Origin of the sequence: Streptomyces sp. NBC_01267, assembly GCF_036241575.1 — a bacterium.
In the GTDB taxonomy this organism is placed as follows: Bacteria; Actinomycetota; Actinomycetes; order Streptomycetales; family Streptomycetaceae; genus Streptomyces.
On the sequence record NZ_CP108455.1, the window covers coordinates 2857660 to 2881250 of the forward strand.

The window sequence follows — 23591 nt, forward strand, 5'->3', positions numbered from 1 at the left end:
TACATGGGGTGGTGGAGATGGCGGGAATCGAACCCGCGTCCAACGGTGCAGAACCAGGGCTTCTCCGAGCGCAGTTCGCTACGATTTTCTCGGCCCCGGAGATCTCGCGAACAAGTCTCCGACGGGCTCAGTCACTGTTTGATTTCCCACCGGACCCCGTGACCGGGACCGGCGGTTTAGTTCCCTAGATTATGCCAGGATCCGGGTCGGGAACTTCCCCGGGCTGACACCCATTCAGGGTCCTTCAGTCACTGTTATTAGGCAGCGAGGGCGAAGGACTGGGAATCGCTCTTAGAGTTGGCGATTATTGTTTGCGACATATGGTTTACGAGATCATTGCCGCTTCCTCGGCTCGCTTCACCTGCTTCGACAGCCGCTGTCGAAACCGATCATCCCCATGTTGATTTTTCAAGGTGATACCGCGCCCCGAAGGGTGCAGTGCCATCGTACGTGACCAACCCGCGACGGTGCCACTGTATTCCCGCGGGTCAGCCCCGCTGCTTGCGCCGGACCGCCGACACCGCGCGGTCCGTCTCCCGCCGGTCCTGCTTCTCGCGCAGGGTCTGCCGCTTGTCGTACTCCTTCTTGCCCTTCGCCAGCGCGATCTCGACCTTCGCCCGGCCGTCCTTGAAGTACAGCGCCAGCGGCACGATCGTCAGGCCGGACTCCTGGGTCTTGGACTCCAGCTTGGTGATCTCCGCGCGGTGCATGAGCAGCTTCCGCTTCCTGCGGGCGCTGTGGTTGGTCCACGTCCCCTGCGTGTACTCGGGCACGTGCACGTTGTACAGCCATGCCTCGTGGCCCTCGATCTGCACGAAGCCGTCCACCAGGGACGCCCGCCCCATCCGCAGCGACTTCACCTCGGTCCCCGTCAGCACCATTCCGCACTCGTAGGTGTCGAGGATGAGGTAGTCGTGCCGTGCCTTTTTGTGCTGGGCGATCATCTTTCGCCCTGTTTCCTTAGCCATAGTGCGACCATTTTCGCACTAAGCCCCTCCCCCGAGGCCACTCAATACTGTCTCGGCCGTCGCTTCGGCCCGTTTGCCCGCTGTCACGTCGGGGGTGATCCCCCGGCCGTCGACGCTGCGCCCCGCCGGCGTGCGGTAGTGGCCGACGGTCAGCTCCGCCACGGCGCCGCCCGGCAGCGCGCTCGGCATCTGCACCGAGCCCTTGCCGAAGGTCCGTGAGCCGACGGTGACGGCCCGGCCACGGTCCTGGAGCGCGCCGGTGAGCAGCTCGGCCGCGCTCATCGTGCCGCCGTCGATCAGGACGACCAGGGGCCTGTCGGTGTCCCCGCCCCGGTGCGCGTACACCGCCCGCTGGGCGCCGTGCACGTCGTACGTGGCGACCAGCCCGCCGTCCAGCAGGGCCGAGGCCGCGGCGGTGGCCTCGGTGACCAGGCCGCCGCTGTTGCCGCGGAGGTCCAGGAGTATGCCGCCGTGGGCGGGCGCGGCGCTGACGGCCTTCTGCACCCGCTCGCCCGAGCCCCTGGTGAAGGCGGTGACCTTGATCATCGTCGCCCGGTCGGCCAGCTGTCCGACGGTGACGGCCTCGGTGGTCAGCCGGGCCCGGCGCAGGGTCCGCGTCACGGTCGTGGGACCGCGCCGCACCCCGACGACCACCGGCGTACCCGGCGTGGACGCACCGTCGCCGCCACGCAGCCGGGTGACGACGTCGGTGACCGGGTTGGTGCCGACCTGGCGGCCGTCGATCGTACGGAACACGTCGCCCGCCCTGAGGCCTGCACGGGCCGCCGGGCCGCCGGGGCGGACCCGTTCGATCTCGATGTGTCCGTCGCGGCTGCGCCGGGCCCACAGGCCGACGCCGGTGTACTCGCCGTCCAGGGAGTCCTCGAACTCCTGGTACTCGGAACGGTCGTACACCGCGCCCCAGCGGTCCCCGCTGTGGCTGACGACCTCCTCGGCCGCCTTCGTGCCGGACTCGCCGGCGGCCTCGGCCTCCGACGCGGCCCTGACGAGTTCGCCGCGGTCGACGGTGTCGGCGGCGTCACGCGTACGGGTGGGTCTCGGCGTCCTCGCCTCGCCCGGCAGGGAGTTGGTGGCCGAGGCCGTGGCGAGCACGCTCACGAAGACCAAAGTCAGAACCGCCCCGCGGCGAACGCTGCGGGGCGAGGAACAGTAATCCGGGCCTGACATGGCGCCCACTGTAGGGCAACCCCCGTGCGCCGCAGGGCTCGTTCACCTGACGGCGCACAGGGCGAGTTTCACACCTTCAGGTACTTGCGCAGAGCGAAGAGAGCAGCAAGGGCGGGCATCAGCAGCCCGATTGCGAGCACCAGCGGCAACTTGGACAGGACGGCGTCCCAGCCGATGAAGTCGATCAGGTTCAGCTTCTCGTGCAGCGCGAGACCGTGGTCGATCAGGAAGTAGCGGCCGACGAGCAGCATGCCGCAGGCGACAAGTCCGCCCAGCAGCCCCGCGAACGCGGCCTCCATGATGAACGGCATCTGGATGTAGAAGCTGGACGCGCCCACCAGGCGCATGATCCCGGTCTCCCGTCTGCGGCTGAACGCCGAGACGCGGACGGTGTTCACGATCAGCATCAGCGCGATGATCAGCATCAGCGCCATCACGAAGAGGGCAGCCACGTTCATGCCGTTGAGCAGCGCGAAGAGGTTCTCCAGGATGCCGCGCTGGTCCTGGACGGTCATGACGCCGTCCCGGCCGGCGAACGCCGTCGCGATCACCTTGTACTTCGTCGGGTCCTTGAGCTTGACGCGGAGCGACGACTGGAGCTGGTCGGGCGTGATGGACCCCGTCATCGGGGCGCCCTTGAACTCCTGCTGGTAGTGCTTGTACGCCTCGTCCGCCGACTCGTAGGTCACGGTCTCGACGAGGTTGTCCATCTTCTTCAGATCGGCCTCGATCGAATTCTTCTGCTCCTCGGTGACGGCTCCCTTGGCGCACTTGGGAGTGGATTCCGCGTCACCCTTGGAGCAGAGGAAGATCGAGACGTTGACCTTGTCGTACCAGTAGCCCTTCATCGTGTTCACCTGGTCGCGCATGAGCAGCGAACCGCCGAACAGGGCCAGGGACAGGGCGACGGAGACGATGACCGCGAAGGTCATCGTGAGATTGCGGCGGAGACCCACGCCGATCTCCGACAGGACGAACTGGGCGCGCATGGCGTCCTTTCAGTGCTGGTAGCCGTAGACGCCGCGCGACTGGTCGCGCACGAGACGGCCCTTCTCTAGTTCAATGACGCGCTTGCGCATCTGGTCGACGATCTGCTGGTCGTGGGTGGCCATCACCACGGTGGTACCGGTGCGGTTGATCCGGTCCAGCAGCTTCATGATGCCGACGGAGGTCTGCGGGTCGAGGTTGCCGGTCGGCTCGTCCGCGATCAGCAGCATGGGGCGGTTGACGAAGGCCCGCGCGATGGCCACGCGCTGCTGCTCACCACCGGAGAGCTCACCGGGCATCCGGTCCTCCTTGCCCCCGAGGCCGACCAGGTCGAGCACCTGGGGAACGGCCTTGCGGATCTCACCGCGGGGCTTGCCGATGACCTCCTGCGCGAACGCCACGTTCTGCGCGACGGTCTTGTTGGGCAGCAGGCGGAAGTCCTGGAAGACGGTGCCGAGCTGGCGGCGCATCTGCGGCACCTTCCAGTTCGACAGGCGCGCGAGGTCCTTGCCCAGGACGTGCACCATGCCGTGGCTGGTGCGCTCCTCACGGAGAACGAGCCGCAGGAAGGTCGACTTACCGGAACCGGAAGAGCCCACCAGGAAGACGAACTCCCCCTTCTCGATCTCAAGGGAGACATCCCGCAGCGCGGGGCGGTTCTGCTTGGGATAGGTCTTGGAGACGTTGTCGAATCGGATCACGAGTGCACCACGTCGGCCGGGAATAGGTGAGCGTGACCTTACGCGAAGCGGATGTGCGCCCGCAGGCAGCGTCCGTCGATGCGTGGTATGTCCGCGATATGCAGGGGTACGGACCGGGCGGAATCCGGCGGGGCGCGCCGAATCGCGTGTGAACTGGCACAGTAGAAGAGGGAACAGTTGAGTTTCCCCGGGCGTTGTCCCGGGTGACAGCGCGTGAAGCGGTTCCGCCGCGCGGGAGGAGGAATGCGCATGACCTACGACCGACTGGTGTGCGCGAACTGCGCGTCTCCCGTCAGCGAGGGCCGCTGCCGGGTCTGCCGTGCCAGCCGCGAGCGGCTCCAGCAGGAGTCGGGCTCCTTCGGCGGCCTCAGCCCGGTGGCGTTGATCACCTTGCTGATACTGCTGGTGGCGGCGCTGGCACTGCTGGCGCAGCAGACCGTCTGACCGGACCGTCCGCGGACCCCACGAAGGCCGCCCCAAGGCCGCCCGTGGGCTCTGCCGGGACATGAGTGAGGGCCCCGGGTTCCGATCGGAACCCGGGGCCCTCACCGCGTACGTGCTGAACCTCAGGCGAGGTTGCCGCCGCGGCCCGCGAGACGCGGGAGCATGCGGAAGCCGATGCCACCGGCGATCATCGTCGCGGCACCGAGGATCAGGAACGTGGTCTCGCCCGCACCCGTCTCGGCGAGCTCCTGCTTGGGCTTGCCCTGCTCGACCGGCTGGGAGCCGACAGCGTCGGGCTCGGTGCCGGTGACGGGGGAACCGCCGGTCGTCGAACCACCGTTCGTGGAACCGCCGTTGCCCGACGTCGAGCCGGAGGTGCCGCTGTGGTCGCCGCCGGTCGTGCTGCCGCCGGAGTTGCTCCCGTGGCCGCCACCCGTGGTGTCACCACCCGTCGCGTTGCCGCCCGTTGTGCCGGACGTACCGCCGCCGGTCGTGGTGTCGCCGCCCGACGTGCCGGACGTACCGCCGTTGGTCGTGTCGCCACCGGTCGTGGTGTCGCCGCCCGACGTGGTGTCGCCACCGGAGGTCGTGTCACCGCCCGAGGTCGTGTCACCGCCCGAGGTCGTGTCGCCACCCGACGTGGTGTCGCCGCCGGTCGTGGTGTCGCCACCCGACGTGGTGTCGCCACCGGTCGTCGTGTCGCCACCGGTCGTCGTGTCACCGCCCGACGTGGTGTCGCCACCCGAGGTCGACTCACCACCCGAAGTCTCCGGCGTGCAGGTGGGGTCGAGCGGCGAGCACGGGTCGTCGTTGACCTCGGCCTTGGCGCTGATGCCCGCGATGTTCACGTCGATACCGGCGGCCTGTGCGGCGCCCGCGGCGGTCAGCGAGGCGCCTGCGGCGATCACTGCGCCTGCAGCTATGCGCGCTACGCGAATCCGCGTCTTCTTGGTCATCTGGCTGCTACCCCCAGTAGCTCATCGTCAATGGTGCAGCGCACGGGGCAGGCAGGCCGTAGGGGTGTATGTCCGTCCCCCCGATCGCACGCGCCCCGGGAAATACGCATGCCGCGTGTCACTTTTCCCAGTTTTAAGAACCGCGTCAAGGTCGTTGCGGGCGCGATGCCGGAAATGCGATGACTTGCCCGGCGTACGGGAATACGACTGTGACGCAACCGGGGAACTACCGCCTCTGGGACGGGAGTTCTCCGGTTGCGTCACTGCTGACCGTGTCGATAAATCACTGTTGAACGGTGCGGGAACAGCAAAGGAAAGCGTTGCTACTTCTCCTGCTGCTTGCGCCAGCGAATTCCGGCCTCCAGGAAACCGTCGATCTCACCGTCGAGCACCGCCTGCGGGTTGCCGACCTCGTACTCCGTACGGAGGTCCTTGACCATCTGGTACGGGTGCAGGACGTACGAACGCATCTGGTTGCCCCAGGAGTTGCCGCCGTCGCCCTTGAGGGAGTCCATCAGCTCCTTCTCCTCCTGGCGGCGGCGTTCGAGGAGCTTCGCCTGGAGGACGTTCATGGCACTGGCCTTGTTCTGGATCTGCGAGCGCTCGTTCTGGCAGGAGACGACGATGCCGGTCGGGATGTGCGTCAGCCGCACCGCCGAGTCGGTCGTGTTGACGCCCTGGCCACCGGGGCCCGAGGCGCGGTAGACGTCCACGCGCAGCTCGGTCTCGTCGATCTCGATGTGGTCCGTCTTCTCGACGACCGGGAGCACCTCGACACCCGCGAAGGACGTCTGGCGGCGGCCCTGGTTGTCGAACGGTGAGATGCGGACCAGCCGGTGGGTGCCCTGCTCGACGGAGAGCGTGCCGTACGCGTACGGCACCTTGACGACGAAGGTGGTCGACTTGATGCCGGCCTCTTCCGCGTACGACGTCTCGTAGACCTCGGTGCCGTAGTTGTGGCGCTCGGCCCAGCGCAGGTACATGCGCTGGAGCTGCTCGGCGAAGTCCGCGGCGTCGACCCCGCCGGCCTCGGCGCGGATGTTGACGAGCGCCTCACGGGCGTCGTACTCACCGGAGAGGAGGGTGCGGACCTCCATCTCGTCCAGCGCCTTGCGGACCGCCGCGAGCTCCGACTCGGCCTCGGCGAGGGTGTCGGCGTCGTCCTCGGCCTCGGCGAGCTCGAAGAGCACGCTCAGGTCGTCGATGCGCCCCCGCAGCGTCCCCGCCTTGCGGACCTCGGCCTGCAAGTGGGAGAGCTTGCTGGTGATCTTCTGGGCCTCTTCCGGGTCGTCCCACAGGGACGGCGCCGCGGCCTGCTCCTCAAGCACGGCGATATCGGCCCTCAGCTTGTCGAGGTCCAGGACGGCCTCGATCGACCCCATGGTCGAGGAGAGGGACTTCAGCTCTTCGGATACATCGACGACTGCCACCTCACCAGCGTAACGGCTTGGAGCATCAGCAGTCCCCTGCCCTCGGCCCCGGGGCCCCTCGTGCGGGCCCCGGGGCTCCGGCTCCGGCTCCGGCTCCGGCTCCGGCTCCGGCTCCGGCTCCGGCTCCGGCTCCGGCTCCGGCTCCGGCTCCGGCTCCGGCTCTAAGGCTGCGCGGGCGCCGACCGCCCGTTGTCCTGCGGGGTGCCTCCGCCGTCGTCGCCCGAGGACGTCGCCAGCCAGCCGCCTATGCCGACGGCCGCCGCCACGACGAGCGCGGTCACGCCCAGCTTGATACGGCGCCTGCGGACCGCCTCCGCGGTGGAACGGTGGCGGGCCGAGCCCGGCTTGCGCTCGCCGGCCGAGCGAGGGGCGCGGGCAGTGCCCAGGGGGCCGCCCGCCAGCTCGTCCGGGGCGGGGACGCGCATGCTCGTGTGGGTGTCGCGGTTCGAGTCCGGGGTGGAGCCGGGGACCAGCGGGACGGCGCCGCGGCGGCGGGTCTCGGCGGGCGCGGCCGGTTCGTACGACGTCTCCTCGTACGGCTGCTCCTCGGGCTCCGGTTCGCCCGGCTCGTCGACGTCCAGCGGGGGGATCCCCGCGAGGTGCGGAAGCTGCTCGCGCAGCCGCTCGCCCAGCTCCGACGCCCGCAGCCGGGACGCGGGGGCCTTGGCCAGACACTGGACCAACAGCTGCCAGAGGTCGTCCGGGATGCCGGGGAGCGGGACGACCGTCTCCGTGACATGGCGGCGCAGGATCGCGCCGGGGTGGCCGCCGCCGAAGGGGGTGAAGCCCGCGAGGAGTTCGTACAGCACGGTCGCCAGGGCGTAGATGTCCACGGACGCGCGCGGCGGCAGGCCCTCGATGATCTCCGGGGCGAGGTAGTCGGGGGTGCCGATGATCTTCGACGCCTGGGGGCGGCCGGGCCCCGAAGGACCCGCGGGGAGCGCACGGCGCGGGGCGTCGATCAGCTTGGCGACACCGAAGTCCGTGAGCAGCGCCGGGTGGGAGCCGCCGGGGCCGAGCGGGCCCTGCATGTCCAGCAGGATGTTCTCGGGTTTGACGTCCCGGTGCACGACGCCCGCGGAGTGCGCGGCGGCGAGGCCGTCCGCGATGTCCGCGACGATCGCCACGGCGGCCTCGGGGCTGAGGCGGCGCTCACGGTCCAGCCGGGTGCGCAGGTCCGTGCCGCGGACCAGGTCCATGACCAGGGCGAGGTCGTTGCCGTCCACCACGAGGTCGCGCACGGCGACGACGTGCGGGTGGTCGAGGCCGAGCAGGGCCGTGCGCTCCTGGACGAAGCGGCCGACGAGTTCCTGGTCGGCGGCGAGGTCCTCGCGCAACAGCTTGACGGCGACGGGCCCCGAGGGTCCCTCGCCCAGCCACACCGTGCCGGCGCTCCCCCGCCCCAGGATCTGGTGGGCGGTGTACCGGCTGCCGATCTTCCGTGCCAAGACTGCTCCCTCAGCGGCTGGCGCTGTGCCTGTCCGGGGCAGCCCCCGGCCCCCCGGCTACCCGCTCTCAAAATACGCGGGCATCGGGGTGTTCAGTGCCCCGGATGGCACCAACCCTCACTTCTACGGGGGTATTTCGCCCTGCAGAAGTCGACATGTTTACAGAGTGGGTGCTCCCGACGGAACTTACCGCGGGGTCAGCAGTGACTTCTCAGCCGGTGACCTTGTTGACGAAGTCCTTGACCGAGTTGAAGCCGGAGGAGATCTCCGAGAAGAAGCTCTTGGAGGAGCCGATCCAGCCCTGCAGCGGCGTCAGTTCCCAGACCAGCCAGGAGCCCACGAAAAGGACGAGCACGATCACGAAGCAGCCCTTGAGGCAGCCGAGGCCAGGGATCCGCACCGGGTTCGCGCTGCGCCGCCGCGGCTCACGGGGCTCGCGCGGGGCGGGCGCCTGGGGCTGCTGCGGGGGCGCGTACTGCTGTTGCTGCGGGCGCTGTTGGGGACGCTGCTGCGGCTGCGGGGCGTACTGCTGCTGGGGCGCGTACTGCTGCTGCGGCGGCTGCGCGTACCCCTGGGGCTGCTGCGGCGCGTACTGCTGCTGCGGCGGCGGCTGGCGGCGCTGGGGCGGCTGCTGCGGCTGGCGCTGCGGGCGGTGGCGCAGCGGGTCCTGGTCCGGACCCAGGTACTGCACCTGGGTCTGCTCGTTGCGGTCGCGGGCCGCGCTCAGCTGGCTCTGCCAGGGGTGCGGCTGCTCGGGCCGGTCCGGCGACCGATCGCCGGGGGCCTGCCCCGGCGGCACCGGCGGCAGGACCGCGGTCGGGTCGGCCGCGCCGGTGCTGGGCAGCACGCTGGTGCGCGCGGCGGGGTCGTACGAGCCCGCGTTGCTCGGCAGGACCTGGGTCGGGTCGGCGGCCCCGGGCGTCTCGGGCACCTCGGCGGGTGCCGGGTCGGGCGCGAGCAGCGCGCCCACCCCGAGCGCGGCGGCGACCTGCGCGGGGGTGGCGTGGACGCCGACGCCCTCGGCGACCGTACGCAGCCCGCGGGCCAGGTTCTCGGCGCTCGGGCGGCGGTCCGGGTCCTTGCTCAGGCAGCGCTCTATGACCGTCCAGAGCGCCTCGGGCACGGTGGTGGGCCTGCGGGGCTCCGCGTTGAGGTGCTGCTGGAGCACTTCGAGGGCGGTGCCGCCCGCGAACGGGGGCTGCCCGGTGACCAGTTCGTACAGCAGGATGCCCGCACCGTAGATGTCGACCGCGGAGGTCTGCGGGCGGCCCTCGGCGGACTCGGGGGCGACGTAGGCGGGCGTGCCGACGAACTCGTGGGTCCGGGTGAGGCCCGGGGAGTCCGCGAGGCGCGCGATGCCGAAGTCGGTGAGCATGGGGTGCATCTGGCCGTCGGCGTCCTGCTTCACCAGGACGTTCGCGGGCTTCAGGTCGCGGTGCACGACGCCGTCGGCGTGGCTGGCGGCGAGCGCGTCGGCGATCTGCGCGGTGAGCAGCGCGGCGGCCACCGGGCTGAACGGGCCGTTGTCCCTGAGGTACCGGTGCAGGTCCGGGCCGTCGATCAGGTCCATGACGAGGGCGAGCAGATCACCCTCGACGACCAGGTCACGGGTCCGCACGATGTTCGGGTGCGTGAGGCGCAGCAGGACCGAACGCTCGCGCAGGAAGCGCATCACCACGTCCGGGTCGCTCGCCAGCTCCTCCTTGAGGACCTTGATCGCGACGGTCTCGCCCGGCTGACCCTGCACGGCCGCCTCGGCGCCTGCGGTCTCCCGCTGGCTGGCCCGCCAGACGGTGCCCGTGGCGCCACGGCCGAGCGGCTCTTCGAGCAGGTACTTGCTGCCTACGGGCCGCACGTCATGCGCTCCCTGTGATCGTCGTCCCTTGCCTGGTCCACCGGCCCCCCGGCCCGGATGTCCGCCCCACTCTAGAGCCTGTCCGGCCGATCTTCGCCGGGCCGGGACCGATCCGGCGGGACCGAACCGGCAGGCCGCGGTGCCGCCCGGCGGGGCGCCGGCCGACGGTCCTCCGGTCAGGTTCCGGTGGTGTTCGAAAGGAAGACGCGAAGAGAACGACGTTGGTTGCCGCAAGACGCTGCCTCATAGGTCAGGCGCGATCCCAAGCAGGCATTTTTAGGTCCAGAGCCGACCATTCAAGATCACTTAGCGGCGACCGCCGGGCGTGTTGTCAGTGGCAGGTGCGAGGATGCCTCCAGCACGGCTTTGTGGGGGCGGGAGCCCCGTGATCCGTGCAGACCTGCCGGGTGGGGGAGATCACAGGGCGGCTCCTGCCAGGCACCCTCCGCAGAAGGGACCGCTGACGGCTATGCAGATCCGGCTGACCGTCCTCGCGCCGCGCAGCGGCCGATCCGCGTCCGGGACGCGCTCCTGCGACGTGCTCGTCACCGCCCCCGCCGGGGCGGCGCTGGCCACTGTCGCCTCCGGCCTGGCCACGGCCGTGGCAGGCCCGGAAGGGCCCGGCTCCAACGCCGTGGTGCTGTACGCGGGCGGGCAGCGCCTGGACCTGCAGCGCTGCCCGCTGGGCGAGCCGCCGCTGGTGGACGGGGCGGTGCTCTCGCTCCAGGTCCCCGGCGCCGACGACGCGGGCGACCCGTCCGCCACCCAGCTCCATGTGGTCGCGGGGCCCGACGCGGGCGGTGTCCATCTGCTGCACGGCGGGCAGATCAGGATCGGCCGCTCCGGCGAGGCGGACGTCCCGCTGGACGACCCGGACGTCTCGCGGCTGCACTGCGCGGTGACGGTCGCGGAGGACGGCCGGGTGACGGTCGCCGATCTGGGCTCGACGAACGGCACGACCCTGGACGGCTCGGGCGTGGGTGACCGCCCGGTCCGTATGACACCCGGGTCCCTGCTCCGGGTCGGCGAATCGGCGCTGCGGATCACTCCTGGGAACAGCAGCGGCACGGGCAGCGGCCCGCTGTCGGCGGTGCCGGACGGCGAAGGTCACCTGCGGGTGGCCCGTGACGGCGCGGACGGCGGGCGCAGTACCGGAAGCGGTCCGGGCGGCGGGCGTACCGGAAGCGGGCCGGGCGGCGCCCGGCCCGGACCGGCACCGGCCCACGACAGCGCGGCCCGGGGTTCCCACGGCTCCGTACCCGCCCAGGCCACCGGTCACGGCACCGGCACCGCGTACGGGCTCGGAAGCCCCGGCGGTCACCCCGGGCACGACGGACCCGGCGAGGGGTACATACCGGTGCAGGGCGGCGCCTCCGGCGCACGGCCCAGCTCCCGGCGGGTCAGCGCGGCCGGTTCCGTACCGGTCCGCGACCCGTACAGCAATCTCTACGACGAAGCGGCGGCGGCCTACGCCCAGGACGCGGGCTTCGCCGCCCGTGGCCGCCAGGGCACCCCGCCGCGCGGCACGCGGCTGCCCGAGCAGGACCGGACCGGCCGTCCCTCCGACGAGGCCGCCGGTGAGGGAGGCGGCGACGCCGAGGCCGCGCGCAGGCGCGGCGGGATAGGGGCCTGGGCGAGACGTCTGGCGGGCGGACGGCCCGACGCGGCGCACGAGGGCATGGCGGCCCCGGCGGCCGGGCCGTCCCGCGCCGCCGCGGACTCCTCGGCCGGGGTGCCCGGTGCGGACACCTGGCCCGACCCGGCCTCGCTGCTGCTGACCGCGCTCGGCCCCGGGCCCCGTCTCTGGGAGCGCGCCCCCGGCCACCGCGAAGAGCTCGTCGTCCGGCTCGGCACCGCCGACCGGGCCACGCCCGACGGCACGGGTGTGGTGCCCGCCGTGCCGGTGACCGTCTCGCTGCGCGAGGCGGGTTCGCTGGGGCTCGCGGGTCCCCGCGCCCGGCTGGCCGGACTGGCCCGCTCGGCCGTGGCCCAGCTCGCCGCGCTGCACTCCCCCGCCGACCTGGAGATCGTGCTGATCAGCACGGACCGGGCGCGCCCGCTCGAAGCGCGCCGGGCCGACTGGGGCTGGCTCGGCTGGCTGCCGCACGTGCGGCCCACGCACGGCCAGGACTGCCGGCTGCTGCTGGCGTACGACCGGGACCAGGCCACGGCCCGCACCGCCGAACTGGTGCGCAGGCTGGACGACGGCCCGCTGGGCACCGGCTGGGCGTCCGCCGAGGCGGGGGCCGTGTCGGCCGCCGCCGACCGGTACGAAGGACCGCACACCGTGGTGATCGTCGACGGCGACCCCGGCTCCGCCGCCCTGCGGGAGACCACCGCACGGCTGGCCTCGGCGGGCGCCGCCTGCGGGGTCCATGTGCTCTGCCTGGCCGAGACCCCGCCGGCCTCCCCCGCCTCCCCGCTCGAAACGACCTACGAGATGGCCTGCGCGGCCTCGCTCGCGTTCCGTGAGTGCGGGGCGGCGGCCCTGCTGAGCGGCGATGTGGCGACCGCGCTGCGGCTGCTGCGTACGGCGCGCGGCGTCCACCCGGCGTACGGCAGGGAGGGCCGCCCCGCGGACCACGGCACGTTCGCCGTGGTCGACGCGGTCTCGGCGGCCTGGGCCGAGCGGTTCGGCCGGGCACTTGCTCCGCTGCGCGCGGACGCCAGCGCCTCCGCCAGCCCGGCCCGCCTGGCCGCCGAACTGCCCCCGACGGCACGGTTGTTGGACGAGCTGGGCCTGGCCCGCGCCACCCCGGCTTCGCTGATGGCCCGGTGGGCGTCGGACGCGGAGGCGACCGCGGTGCTCGGCGCGGGACCGCGCGGCCCGGTCACCGTCGATCTGGCCACCGAGGGCCCGCACCTGCTGATAGAAGGGCCGACCGGCAGCGGCCGGACGGAGCTGCTGCGGGCCGCCGCCGCCTCGCTGGCCGCCGCGGCCCGCCCCGACCGGCTCGGGCTGATCCTGGTCGACGGCGCGGGCGGTGACCGCGGTGACGGCCTCCGGGCCTGTACGGAGCTGCCGCACACCTCGACCTATCTGGTGGCGTCGGACCCGGTCAGGATGCGGGACTTCGCCCAGGCCCTCGGCGCCGAACTGAAGCGCCGCGCCGGGCTGTTGGGACAGGGCGACTTCACCGAGTGGCAGCGCAGCCACGAGGGCGCGGCCCGGGTGGTCGGGCAACGGCCCCCCAGCCCCGCCGAGCAGCGCGGCGACCTCGAATCGCCCGCCAGCGGCACCCTGCGGCTGCGCCCGGCCGGGGCCCGTACCGCCGCCGCGGTCCCCGGACCCACCCCGCTGCCCCGGCTGGTCGTGGTCGTCGACGACTTCGACGCGCTGGTGGCACCGGCGCTGGGCAGCCCGGGGCGCCCCGCCGCGGGCTCGGTGGTCCGGGCCCTGGAGGCGGTGGCCAGGGACGGTGAGCGCCTCGGCGTCCACCTGATCGCCGCGTCGGCCCGCCCGGACCGTACGGCCGACACGGACCTGGCGCGGATCAGCCGGCTGCGGGTGGTCCTCGATCCCCCGCCGCTCTCCCCCGCCCCGGACGCGCCGTCGCCGGGGAGGGGCCGCCTCGGGCGCCCCGACTCCGGGGTGACCCCGTTCCAGGGCGGCCGGGTGACCGGCCGCATTCCCCGTACGGCGACGCTCCGGCCCACCGTCGTGCCGCTCGAATGGGAGCGGATGGGCGACCCTCCGGCCCGCCGCCCGGTGCGTGAACTCGGAAACGGGCCAACGGACTTGGCGTTGCTGGCCAGCGCCCTGGACCGGGCCGCGAGGTCGGTGGACGCGGTGTCCGTACCCTCCCTGAATGTCTGACGTAACGTCACAGGCCCATCACGATCGGACTGTTGACTTCAGGAGTGGTATTGCGGCGCCGGAGTGCCCGGCGTAGGACTGTGCGCACGGGACAACGGCGTCGCCGATGTCATGGGCGCGCCGAATGCACGCGCATGGGAGAGGTCGGGGCACAGATGCGCACAACAGGCACAGCTCTACGTTCACGCAGGACCGTTCTGGCGGTCGTCGCAGCCGGCTCACTGGTCCTTGCCGCGGGATGCGGCAGCGACAGCAAGAAGAGCGACGGGGGAGACAAGGCTTCAGGGAAGAGCAGTGCGTCGGCGTCGAGCGTGACGCTGCCCGAGCTCAACGGTACGAAGCTCGAAGTGGCAGCGGTCTGGACCGGCCCCGAGCAGGCGAACTTCATCAAGGTCCTGAAGGAGTTCGAGAAGCGCACCGGGGCGTCGGTCACCTTCGTGCCCGCCCAGGACCCGATCGTCAACTTCCTCGGCACGAAGATCGCCGGTGGCGCGCCGCCGGACGTCGCGATGATGCCGCAGGTCGGGGCGATCACGCAGGCCGTGGCGAAGAAGTGGGCCAAGCCGGTCGGCCCCGAAGCCCAGGCCCAGCTGGACAAGAACTACTCGAAGGTCTGGAAGGACCTCGGCGCGGTCGACGGCAAGCAGTACGGCGTGTACTTCAAGGCCGCCAACAAGTCCCTGGTCTGGTACAACGCCAAGGCCCTGCAGAACGCGGGCGCGAGCGAGCCCAAGACCTGGGCGGACTTCCTGAAGACCGCCGAGACGGTGTCGGCCTCGGGAGTCACCCCGGTGTCGGTCGGCGGCGCGGACGGCTGGACGCTCACCGACTGGTTCGAGAACGTCTACCTCTCGCAGGCGGGCCCGGAGAAGTACGACCAGCTCGCCCAGCACAAGATCAAGTGGACGGACCCGTCCGTCAAGACCGCGCTGACCACGCTCGCGCAGCTCTTCGGCAAGCCGTCGCTCATCGCGGGCGGTGCGACCGGCGCGCTCCAGACCGAGTTCCCGGCGTCCGTCACCCAGACCTTCACCGGCGGTGACCAGCCCAAGGGGGCGATGGTCTTCGAGGGCGACTTCGCGCAGACCAACATCGCGCAGACCAAGGCGAAGGTGGGCACCGACGCGAAGGTGTTCCCGTTCCCCGCGGTGGGCGCCAAGTCCCCGGTGGTGACCGGCGGCGACGCGGCCGTCATCCTGAAGGACTCCAAGGGCGCGCAGGCGCTGATGACCTGGCTGGCGTCCACCGACGCGGCGAAGATCTGGGCACAGGCGGGCGGCTTCGTCTCGCCGAACAAGGGCCTGGACCCGGCGGCGTACCCGAACGACGTGCAGCGCACGATCGCCAAGGCGCTGATCGCCGCGGGCGACGACATCCGGTTCGACATGTCCGACCAGGCGCCGCAGTCGTTCGGCGGCACGCCGGGCAAGGGTGAGTGGAAGGACCTCCAGGACTTCCTGAAGAACCCGAAGGACATCGCGGGGACGCAGCAGAAGCTGGAGTCCGACGCGGCCAAGGCCTACAAGAACTGACGACGCGATGACCTCCGCTGTCGCGGGGGGCGCCCTCGACGGGGCGCCCCCCGCCGGAAAGCCGCGCAAGAGCGTGACAGGCACACGTAAAGTCCTGGCGGTCGGCTTCCTGCTGCCCGCGCTGGTCCTGCTCGGCGCGCTCGTGGTCTACCCGATCGGGTACTCGGTCTACCGGTCCTTCTTCGACCAGGCAGGCTCCAGTTTCATCGGCATCGACAACTACAAGACCCTCTTCAGCGACGACTCGATCCGCACCGCGATCAAGAACACCGCGATCTGGGTCGTGGTGGCACCGACCGTGGCCACCGTGCTGGGCCTGATCTTCGCCGTCCTCACCGAACGGGTGCGTTGGGGAACGGCGTTCAAGCTGATCGTCTTCATGCCGATGGCCATCTCGATGCTCGCGGCGGGCATCATCTTCCGGCTGGTGTACGAGCAGGACCCGGCGCGCGGCGTGGCCAACGCCGTCTGGGTCGGGGTGCACGACACCTTCGCCGAGTCGGCGGGCTACCCGGGGGCGCACCCCCTGCCGGTGGCGCCGCTGAAGGCGGGCGGCGGCGGTTCGTACGTCACCAAGCAGCCGGTGCACGCGGGCACCCCCGTCCACCTGCCCCTGGTCGGCATCCTGCCGACGAAGATGCCGTCGTCGGCGAAGCCCGCCCGGCAGCCGAAGGCCGCGGCCGGTTCGGTGACCGGCACCGCCTGGCTGGACTTCACCCTGGGTGGCGGCGGCAAGCCCGACGTCATCGACCCCGAGGAGCTGGGGCTCAAGGGCGTCACGATCGAGGCCGTGAAGGACGGCAAGGTGGTGGCGAGCGCCAAGGCCGCGGCCGACGGCACCTTCACCCTGCCCCCGAAGGCGGACGGAGCGCTGCTGCGGCTGCCGGACTCCAACTTCCGTGAGCCGTACAACGGCGTCAACTGGCTCGGCCCGGCCCTGGTCACCCCGTCCATCATCGGCAGTTACGTCTGGATGTGGGCCGGGTTCGCGATGGTCCTGATCGCGGCCGGACTCGCCGGGCTGCCGCGCGAACTCCTCGAACAGGCGCGGGTGGACGGCGCCAACGAGTGGCAGGTCTTCCGCCGGATCACCATCCCGCTGCTCGGCCCGGTCCTCGCGGTGGTGATGGTCACCCTGATGATCAATGTGCTGAAGATCTTCGACCTGGTCTTCATCATCGCGCCGGGCTCCTCCCAGGCCGATGCGAATGTGCTGGCCCTCCAGCTCTACCGCTCCTCGTTCGGCACGGACGCGGATCTGGGCACCGGCAGCGCGATCTCCGTACTTCTGCTGCTGCTGGTCGTCCCGATCATGCTCGTCAACATCCGCAGGATGCGGAAGGAGGGGCGCCGATGACCGCCGAAGCCCAGGTGCCCGCGCCCGAGAGGCCCGCCCCCGAGGCGCTGCCGCGCGCGGCGGCGAAGCCGAAGGAGCCGCTGGCCGCCCGGATCGCGGCACGCGCGGGCGGCAGTGTGATGCGGGTCTTCCTCGTCCTGGTCGGCCTGTTCTGGCTGATGCCGACGATCGGCCTGCTGCTCTCCTCGCTGCGCGGCTCGTCCGACATCGCCGCGTCCGGCTGGTGGAAGATCTTCACTGCCCCCTCCCAGCTCACCTTCGACAACTACGCCAAGATCCTCGACAACAAGGTCATCACCGACTCGCTGCTGAGCACGGTCATGATCACGGTCCCGGCGACCGTCCTGGTGGTGGTGATCGGCTCGCTGGCCGCGTACGCCTTCGCCTGGATGGACTTCCCCGGCCGCGACTGGTGGTTCCTGATCGTGGTCGGCCTGCTGGTCGTGCCGGTCCAGGTGGCGCTGATCCCGGTCTCGAAACTCTTCGGCGAGATCGGCCTCTTCGAGACCACGGCCGGTGTGGTGCTCTTCCATGTGGCCTTCGGGCTGCCCTTCGCGATCTTCCTGCTGCGGAACTTCTTCGCGGAGATCCCGAGGGAACTCCTCGAAGCGGCCCGGCTCGACGGGGCCGGAGAGATCAGGCTCTTCACCCGGGTCGTCATGCCGCTCGGCGGCCCGGCCATCGCCTCGCTGGGGATCTTCCAGTTCCTCTGGGTGTGGAACGACATGCTGGTCGCGCTGATCTTCGCGGACTCCAAGCACCCGCCGATCACCGTGGCGCTCCAGCAGCAGGTCAGGCAGTTCGGCAACAACATCGACGTACTGGCGCCCGGCGCCTTCGTGTCGATGGTGATCCCGCTGGCCGTGTTCTTCGCGTTCCAGCGGCAGTTCGTGAGCGGTGTGATGGCGGGCGCGGTCAAGTAACCCGTACGAACCGTACGGACTCGTGTCGAGCGGGGCCCGGCTGCCGGATTCGGTGGCCGGGTCCCGCTTCTGTATGTACGCACGGTCCGGGCGGGTGGGCCGGGCGGGTGGGCCGGGCGGCGTGGGGCCGGGCGGCCGGGAGGACCGGGCGGCCGGGAGGACCGGCTGGCCGGGCCGTCAACCTCCTGCCTCGAAAATGTGGTTCAGGGGACTCGGGCGCGCTCCGGCGCAACCGCGTATACCCGCTTTCGTTATCCCGGGCATGGCCTTCTGAGCACGGTCCGCCATCCCCCCACCCGAGAGAGCCCCCCATGCACAGGCACGAGTTTCTCCAGCAGCTGCACGCGGTCCTGAAGCCGCGCACCTACCTGGAGATCGGGACCAACGACGGCCGGAGTCTCGCCCTGTCCCGCGTCCCGAGCATCGCGGTCGACCCCGCCCCCAAGGTGCGGACCCGCCTGCACTGCGACCTCCAGCTGGTGAAGGCGACCAGCGACGCGTTCTTCGCCACCCGACAGCCCATGGGCCATCTGATGAGCGGTCGCAACCCGCTGCGCAACGCCCGCCGCGGCCGTCCGCTGCTGGGGGCGTACACCGGCACCAACCAGGTCGACCTGGCGTTCATCGACGGCATGCACCTCTTCGAGTACGTGCTGCGCGACTTCACCAACACCGAGCGGTTCAGCGGCTGGTCGAGCGTGATCGTCCTCGACGACATGCTGCCGCGCAACCCCGCGGAGGCCGTACGGGACCGGGTCGCCCCCTCCGGCCCGTGGACCGGGGACGTCTACAAGTTCATCCCGGTGATTGCCCGGCACCGGCCGGATCTCATCACCGTCCAGGTCGACACCCAGCCGACCGGCGTCTTCGTGGTCATCGGCGCCGATCCCGGCAGCACGGTACTGAAGGACCACTACGACGCGATCGTGCAGGAGTGGGTCACCCCCGACCCGCAGAAGGTCCCGGAGGCGCTGCTCGAACGGGTCGAGGCGGTCGACCCGGCGGCGCTGCTCGGCTCGGGCATCTGGCCCGCGCTGGCCCGCCACCGCAACCGCGCGGCCACTCTCCGGACGGTACGCAGGGAACTCGCGAGGCTGCGCGGCTTCTGACCGGACCCGCCCGGATGCCGCCCGGCGCGGATACCAGGAGTCCCGGATGCCGCCCCGGAGCGCGTCCGCCGGGGGCGCGGCGAACCCTCCGTACCCCCGGCAGACGCAGCGCTCCCGTCCCTAACGCGCGGCCATCCGCCGAACCTTCCGAACCGCCCGCCCCACCACGCTCGCCCGAAGCCTGCGCACCAGCCGTACCCGCTTCGGCATCAGCCCCTCGCCCGAGCGGCGCACCGTCATCGCGCCGGCCGCCGTCGTGACGAGCATCAGCGGCAGGGGCGTACGCGGGCCGTCCTCCGCACCGAGGGTCACGGCCATGTCCCAGGCATCCGCGGGGAGTTGGCGCTCGGGCCGCTCCGCGCACAGGACCGTACCCGCACGCCCCTTGGACGTGGTGAGCGTGGCCGCTGTCCGTACGGTCTCCCGGGAGCCCGTCCTGCCGGTGAGGTGGAGCACGGCGGGCGCGCCGTTCACACCTTCGGAGTGCACCGGCAGCAGCGTCTCGATCAGCAGCGGTTCCGGCATGACCACGACGTCGTGCACGTCGAGCCGCCGGAAGTCCTTGGTGAGCCGGTCGGACTTCCGGCCCCCCGCGTCGAGCGCGAGGTTGCCGTGCGGCACGGTCCAGTACGGCACCACCAGCCGGGCGGACTCGCCCACCAGGCCCGCCCTGCGTCCGGCCGTGGCCCGCTCGGACCGGACGGATCCGAGCCTGACCTCGTTCTTCCACCCGCTCTGCTGCACCCGTACCCAGACGTCCCAGATGCCGTCGGCGAGCGGTGCGCCGCCCGCGGCCGTCCCGGGGGCGATCGTCGCCGTCCCCCGCAGGACCAGCCGGAACTCGTCGGGCCCCGGGCCGTCCACGCGTTCCGCGGTGAACTCGACGGGCTGGTAGAACTCGGCCGCGCTGACGCGCTCCCGCACCACCAGCTCCGCCTTCGCCCGGCCGATGTCCGCCAGCGCCACCACGCCGAGCTGCGCCTGGGCCTCCGGGGTGTCCAGGCCCTCGGGCAGGGCGAGCAACTCCTCGCCGCCCTTCTTCACGAAGTGGACCGGCTCCTCCCCCGACCGCGTCCCGGCGGTGAAGGCGAGCTTCAACTCGTCGTTGTCCCAGCCGAGTTCGGTGAGTTCGGCGTGCGCGCGGATGCCCTTTTCCCAGCGGGCGAACTTCTCGACGTCCGCGTAGCGGTCCGCCTTGATGAGCGCGCCGACGATCTGCTGGGTGGGCAGCATGCCCTTCGTCACCCCGGGGCCGAACCGCTCGACGGCGACCTTGTGCATCTCGCGGAACATGTCCTGCCGGTAGCCGTCGTCCGGCGTGGCCAGCAGCCGGGCGCCACGCATCCGGTCGATCATCTCGTTGCGGAACCAGCGGCGGTACAACTGGTCCCGGAACGGCCCCGGCTCGGTGTACTTCTCGACGACGTCCAGGGCCTCGCGCAGATTGCCGAAGTAGCCCACCGGCTCGATGCGCCGGAAGCCCGCGTTGGAGGCGTCGTCCCGCTTGACGTGGTAGTAGCAGACGTAGTCGCTGAGCACCGCGACGCTCTTGGCGGCCAGGAACGCCTCGGCGACGAAGACATGGTCCTCCAGACGGCGGCGCCCTTCGAGGAAGCGCAGGCCCGTCTCGTCCATGAAGGACCTGCGGAACATCTTGTGCGGGGTGAGGCTGTCGATCAGCGGGGAGTTACGCAGGGTGGCGCGCGGCCTGTTGACCCGGAACAGCTCTCTCGGGACCGGCCGCCCGCGACCCGCCATCTTGCCCACGACGACATCGGCGTCGTTCTCGACACCGTAGGTGTACATCCGCTCCAGCGCCTCGTCACCCAGCCAGTCGTCGTTGTCGACGAACATCACGAACTCGCCCTGGGCGGCGGCGATCCCCACGTTGCGGGGCTTGCCCGACCAGCCGGAGTTCTCCTGGTGGATCACGTGCATGTTCGGGTGCTCGGCGGCGAGCGAGTCCAGCCTCGCCGGAGTGCCGTCGGTGGAACCGTCGTTGACGAAGATCGCTTCGTACGCGTCATCGGGCAGGCTCTGACGGAGCAGCGACTCGATGCAGTCCTCGATGTAGGGGCCCGGGTTGTAGACCGGGATGATCACGCTGACTTTGATCGACATGCTGATGCACTCGTTTCCCGCTGTCCTGCGCGACCGATCTCTCGCTGCCGCAGGCACACTACTAGCGATACGGACATTTAGCTCATCCGCCTAACCAGCCATGTACGGAATTGGTTCCGGTCGGACCCCGCGCAGCTGAGAGCTTCTCCGGACGGACACAGGGTCCTCACGGAACATACGAAATCCGGCCATCCGGCCCCGCGAATCAGGCCTTGAGCGCCGCCACCGCAGCCGTCGCGAGCCCGTCCAGATAGCCCTTCGGCAGCCCGTCCCTGACCACCGCGAGCCGCCAGTACAGCGGCCCGACGATCAGCTCCAGCGCCTTCGCGGGGTCGGTGCCCTCGGGGAGTTCACCGCGGAGCACCGCGTCGCGGACCACCGCCGCCGCAACCCCCTTCTGGTTGTCCAGCAGCGCCGCCTTGATCGCGTCCGCGATCTCCGGCTGGCGCGCGGCCTCGACCAGCAGATCCGGGATGACCTGCGAGGCGACGGGGTGGCGCAGCGCGGTCGCCGCCACGGCCAGCAGCGCGCGCACGTCCCCGTACAGCGAACCGGTCGCGGGCGCGGGCAAGCCCTGCGCGGCGAACGCCGTGACCAGATCGAGCACCAGGTAGAGCTTGGACTTCCAGCGGCGGTAGACCGCCGTCTTGCCGACGCCCGCCCGGCGGGCGATGGCCTCGATCGACATCCGCGCGTACCCGACCGATGCCAGTTCCTCGAAAACGGCGGCGCGAATCGCCTCCGTCACGTCCTCACGGAGCACTGCGGCCCCGGCCGGGGCTCGGCGGGGGGCACGGGGGTTCGGGGCTGCCATGGGGAGAAGTTTACCTATTCGTCGCGACGGAACGGTTGCGTTTCGACGTCGGGCGGTCCTAACCTCGGCGTAACGACGATACGGAACCGTTGCGACGCTACTGTCGCTTCGCCCCCTCTCCTTTCCCCTCCCCTCCGTCGAAAGCGAATGTTGTGAGCCCCACAGCCCCGGCCACGTCCGCCACGGAGGCGACGGCCCGGAAGGTCCCCCCGCGGCCGTCCTCGCAGGACCTGGCCGCGCTGGCCGCCGCACACGGTCTGACCATCAGCGGCGCCCGCCCCTCGCTGTTCGCGTACATCCGGCAGACCTGGAGCCGCAGGCACTTCATCACGGCGTTCGCCACCGCCCGGCTGACCGCGCAGTACAGCCAGGCGAAGCTGGGCCAGGTCTGGCAGATCATGACGCCGCTGCTGAACGCGGCGGTCTACTACTTCATCTTCGGTGTCCTGCTCGGCACCAGCCACGGTGTCCCCGACTTCATCCCGTTCCTGGTGACCGGCGTCTTCATCTGGACGTTCACCAGCAACTCGATCCAGACGGGCACCCGCGCGATCAGCGGCAGCCTGGGCCTGGTGCGGGCCCTGCACTTCCCGCGGGCGTCGCTACCCATCGCGTACGCCGTGCAGCAGCTCCAGCAACTGCTCTTCTCGATGGGCGCGCTCATCGTCATCCTGGTCTGCTTCGGCGAGTACCCGAAGGTCAGCTGGCTGCTCGCGATCCCCGCGCTGGTGCTCCAGGCGATGTTCAACACCGGGCTCTCGATGGTCATGGCCAGGCTCGCCGCCAAGACCCCGGACGTCTCGCAGCTGATGCCGTTCATCCTGCGCACCTGGATGTACGTCTCGGGCGTGATGTGGAGCATCAAGAAGGTCCTGTCCCACGACAACCTGCCGCACGTCGTGCTGCTGGCGCTCCAGGCGAACCCGGCCGCCGTCTACATCGACCTGATGCGCTTCGCGCTCGTCGACAGCTACAAGGCGAACCAGCTCCCCCCGCACGTCTGGCCCCTCGCCATCGGCTGGGCGGTCGTCGCGGGCGTGGGCGGCTTCATCTACTTCTGGAAGGCAGAGGAGCAGTACGGACGTGGCTGAGACCCTCACGAACCCCGTGACCCCCGTGACCCCCGTGACCGACCCGAGCGCGGCGCAGTCGGCGAACCCGCTGAGCGCCCCGGCGCCGGACCGGACCCCGACGGTCGTCGCCGACGACGTCCACATCGTCTACAAGATCTACGGCACCGGAGCGGGCAAGGGCAGCGCGACCTCCGCGCTCAACCGGATCGTCAGCCGCAAGCCCCGCCCCGGCGTCCGCGAGGTCCATGCCGTCAAGGGAGTCAGCTTCGTCGCGTACAAGGGCGAGGCGATCGGTCTGATCGGCTCCAACGGCTCGGGCAAGTCGACCCTGTTGAAGGCCGTCGCGGGGCTGCTGCCGACCGCCAGTGGCAAGGTCTTCACCCAGGGGCAGCCGTCCCTGCTCGGCGTCAACGCGGCCCTGATGAGCGATCTGACCGGCGAGCGCAATGTCATCCTCGGCGGCCTCGCGATGGGCATGACCCGCGAAGAGGTGCGCGAGCGCTACCAGGACATCGTCGACTTCTCCGGCATCAACGAGAAGGGCGACTTCATCTCGCTGCCGATGCGGACCTACTCGTCGGGCATGGGCGCGCGGCTGCGGTTCTCCATCGCGGCGGCGAAGACCCACGACGTACTGATGATCGACGAGGCGCTGTCCACCGGGGACGCCAAGTTCCAGCGCCGCAGCCAGGAGCGCATCGCCGAACTGCGGGCCCAGGCGGGCACGGTCTTCCTGGTCAGCCACAGCAACAAGTCGATCATCGAGACCTGCGAGCGGGCCATCTGGCTGGAGTCCGGCACCATGCGGATGGACGGTCCGGCGGAGGAAGTCGTCGCCGCGTACGAGGAGTTCACCACCAAGAAGTAG

General features: G+C 70.9%; 18 protein-coding genes and 1 other RNA gene. 8 read left to right on the plus strand and 11 right to left on the minus strand.

The window, feature by feature from the left end; all coding sequences use genetic code 11:
- Window positions 1-9: 9 nt before the first annotated feature.
- The 5 genes from ssrA to ftsE all read right to left on the minus strand — a co-directional run bounded on the left by ssrA (window position 10) and on the right by ftsE (window position 3844).
- Window positions 10-397, minus strand: a transfer-messenger RNA (tmRNA) gene (ssrA, locus tag OG709_RS13050).
- A 91-nt stretch (window positions 398-488) separates the two neighbouring features.
- Entirely contained in the window at window positions 489-968 is a 480-nt protein-coding gene (gene smpB, locus OG709_RS13055; protein WP_250298767.1) for an SsrA-binding protein SmpB, read from the minus strand.
- 18 nt (window positions 969-986) lie between these two features.
- Complete coding sequence (locus OG709_RS13060) at window positions 987-2156, minus strand: S41 family peptidase (protein ID WP_266642877.1); 1170 nt, start codon at window positions 2154-2156, stop codon at window positions 987-989.
- A 68-nt stretch (window positions 2157-2224) separates the two neighbouring features.
- Window positions 2225-3145 carry a permease-like cell division protein FtsX gene (gene ftsX, locus OG709_RS13065; RefSeq protein WP_250298769.1) on the minus strand — a complete coding sequence of 307 codons (921 nt, stop codon included), beginning with the start codon at window positions 3143-3145 and terminating at the stop codon, window positions 2225-2227.
- Window positions 3146-3154: 9 nt separating this feature from the next.
- Window positions 3155-3844, minus strand: a complete 690-nt coding sequence (gene ftsE / locus OG709_RS13070; RefSeq protein ID WP_250298770.1) for a cell division ATP-binding protein FtsE — start codon at window positions 3842-3844, stop codon at window positions 3155-3157.
- 249 nt (window positions 3845-4093) lie between these two features.
- On the opposite strand from ftsE, the gene OG709_RS13075 reads away from it, so the two are divergent.
- Entirely contained in the window at window positions 4094-4288 is a 195-nt protein-coding gene (locus tag OG709_RS13075; protein WP_250298771.1) for a hypothetical protein, read from the plus strand.
- 122 nt (window positions 4289-4410) lie between these two features.
- On the opposite strand, the gene OG709_RS13080 is transcribed toward OG709_RS13075, so the two are convergent.
- From OG709_RS13080 to OG709_RS13095, 4 genes are all read right to left on the minus strand, one after another.
- Complete coding sequence (locus tag OG709_RS13080) at window positions 4411-5244, minus strand: hypothetical protein (protein WP_329166168.1); 834 nt, start codon at window positions 5242-5244, stop codon at window positions 4411-4413.
- A gap of 323 nt (window positions 5245-5567) precedes the next feature.
- Window positions 5568-6674, minus strand: a complete 1107-nt coding sequence (gene prfB / locus OG709_RS13085; protein ID WP_250298779.1) for a peptide chain release factor 2 — start codon at window positions 6672-6674, stop codon at window positions 5568-5570.
- Window positions 6675-6835: 161 nt separating this feature from the next.
- On the minus strand, window positions 6836-8122 hold the full coding sequence (locus OG709_RS13090; RefSeq protein WP_250298780.1) for a serine/threonine-protein kinase: 1287 nt from the start codon (window positions 8120-8122) through the stop codon (window positions 6836-6838).
- A gap of 211 nt (window positions 8123-8333) precedes the next feature.
- Window positions 8334-9977: a serine/threonine-protein kinase gene (locus tag OG709_RS13095; protein WP_266642876.1), complete on the minus strand. Its 1644-nt coding sequence runs from the start codon at window positions 9975-9977 to the stop codon at window positions 8334-8336.
- 469 nt (window positions 9978-10446) lie between these two features.
- Between OG709_RS13095 and OG709_RS13100 the strand changes: the two genes are divergently transcribed.
- From OG709_RS13100 to OG709_RS13120, 5 genes are all read left to right on the plus strand, one after another.
- Complete coding sequence (locus tag OG709_RS13100) at window positions 10447-13794, plus strand: FtsK/SpoIIIE domain-containing protein (RefSeq protein WP_266642875.1); 3348 nt, start codon at window positions 10447-10449, stop codon at window positions 13792-13794.
- 155 nt (window positions 13795-13949) lie between these two features.
- Entirely contained in the window at window positions 13950-15326 is a 1377-nt protein-coding gene (locus OG709_RS13105) for an ABC transporter substrate-binding protein (protein ID WP_266642874.1), read from the plus strand.
- A gap of 7 nt (window positions 15327-15333) precedes the next feature.
- Window positions 15334-16683 carry a carbohydrate ABC transporter permease gene (locus OG709_RS13110; protein WP_329166174.1) on the plus strand — a complete coding sequence of 450 codons (1350 nt, stop codon included), beginning with the start codon at window positions 15334-15336 and terminating at the stop codon, window positions 16681-16683.
- Window positions 16680-17606 carry a carbohydrate ABC transporter permease gene (locus OG709_RS13115; protein WP_250298797.1) on the plus strand — a complete coding sequence of 309 codons (927 nt, stop codon included), beginning with the start codon at window positions 16680-16682 and terminating at the stop codon, window positions 17604-17606. The genes OG709_RS13110 and OG709_RS13115 overlap by 4 nt, the downstream gene beginning before the upstream one ends.
- 311 nt (window positions 17607-17917) lie before the next feature.
- Window positions 17918-18715: a class I SAM-dependent methyltransferase gene (locus OG709_RS13120; RefSeq protein WP_250298798.1), complete on the plus strand. Its 798-nt coding sequence runs from the start codon at window positions 17918-17920 to the stop codon at window positions 18713-18715.
- Between the two features lie 120 nt (window positions 18716-18835).
- Here the strand turns inward: OG709_RS13120 and OG709_RS13125 are convergent, their stop codons facing one another.
- Window positions 18836-20836, minus strand: coding sequence for a glycosyltransferase family 2 protein (locus OG709_RS13125; protein WP_329166176.1), 2001 nt, complete (start codon window positions 20834-20836; stop codon window positions 18836-18838).
- 205 nt (window positions 20837-21041) lie between these two features.
- A complete protein-coding gene (locus OG709_RS13130) occupies window positions 21042-21650 on the minus strand; it encodes a TetR/AcrR family transcriptional regulator (protein ID WP_266642870.1) in 609 nt (202 codons plus the stop codon).
- Between the two features lie 152 nt (window positions 21651-21802).
- Between OG709_RS13130 and OG709_RS13135 the strand changes: the two genes are divergently transcribed.
- Both OG709_RS13135 and OG709_RS13140 read left to right on the plus strand, forming a co-directional pair.
- Window positions 21803-22741, plus strand: a complete 939-nt coding sequence (locus OG709_RS13135) for an ABC transporter permease (protein WP_406114996.1) — start codon at window positions 21803-21805, stop codon at window positions 22739-22741.
- A gap of 70 nt (window positions 22742-22811) precedes the next feature.
- The gene (locus OG709_RS13140; RefSeq protein ID WP_266645022.1) at window positions 22812-23591 is read left to right on the plus strand and encodes an ABC transporter ATP-binding protein; all 780 of its coding nucleotides are present in this window, start codon (window positions 22812-22814) and stop codon (window positions 23589-23591) included.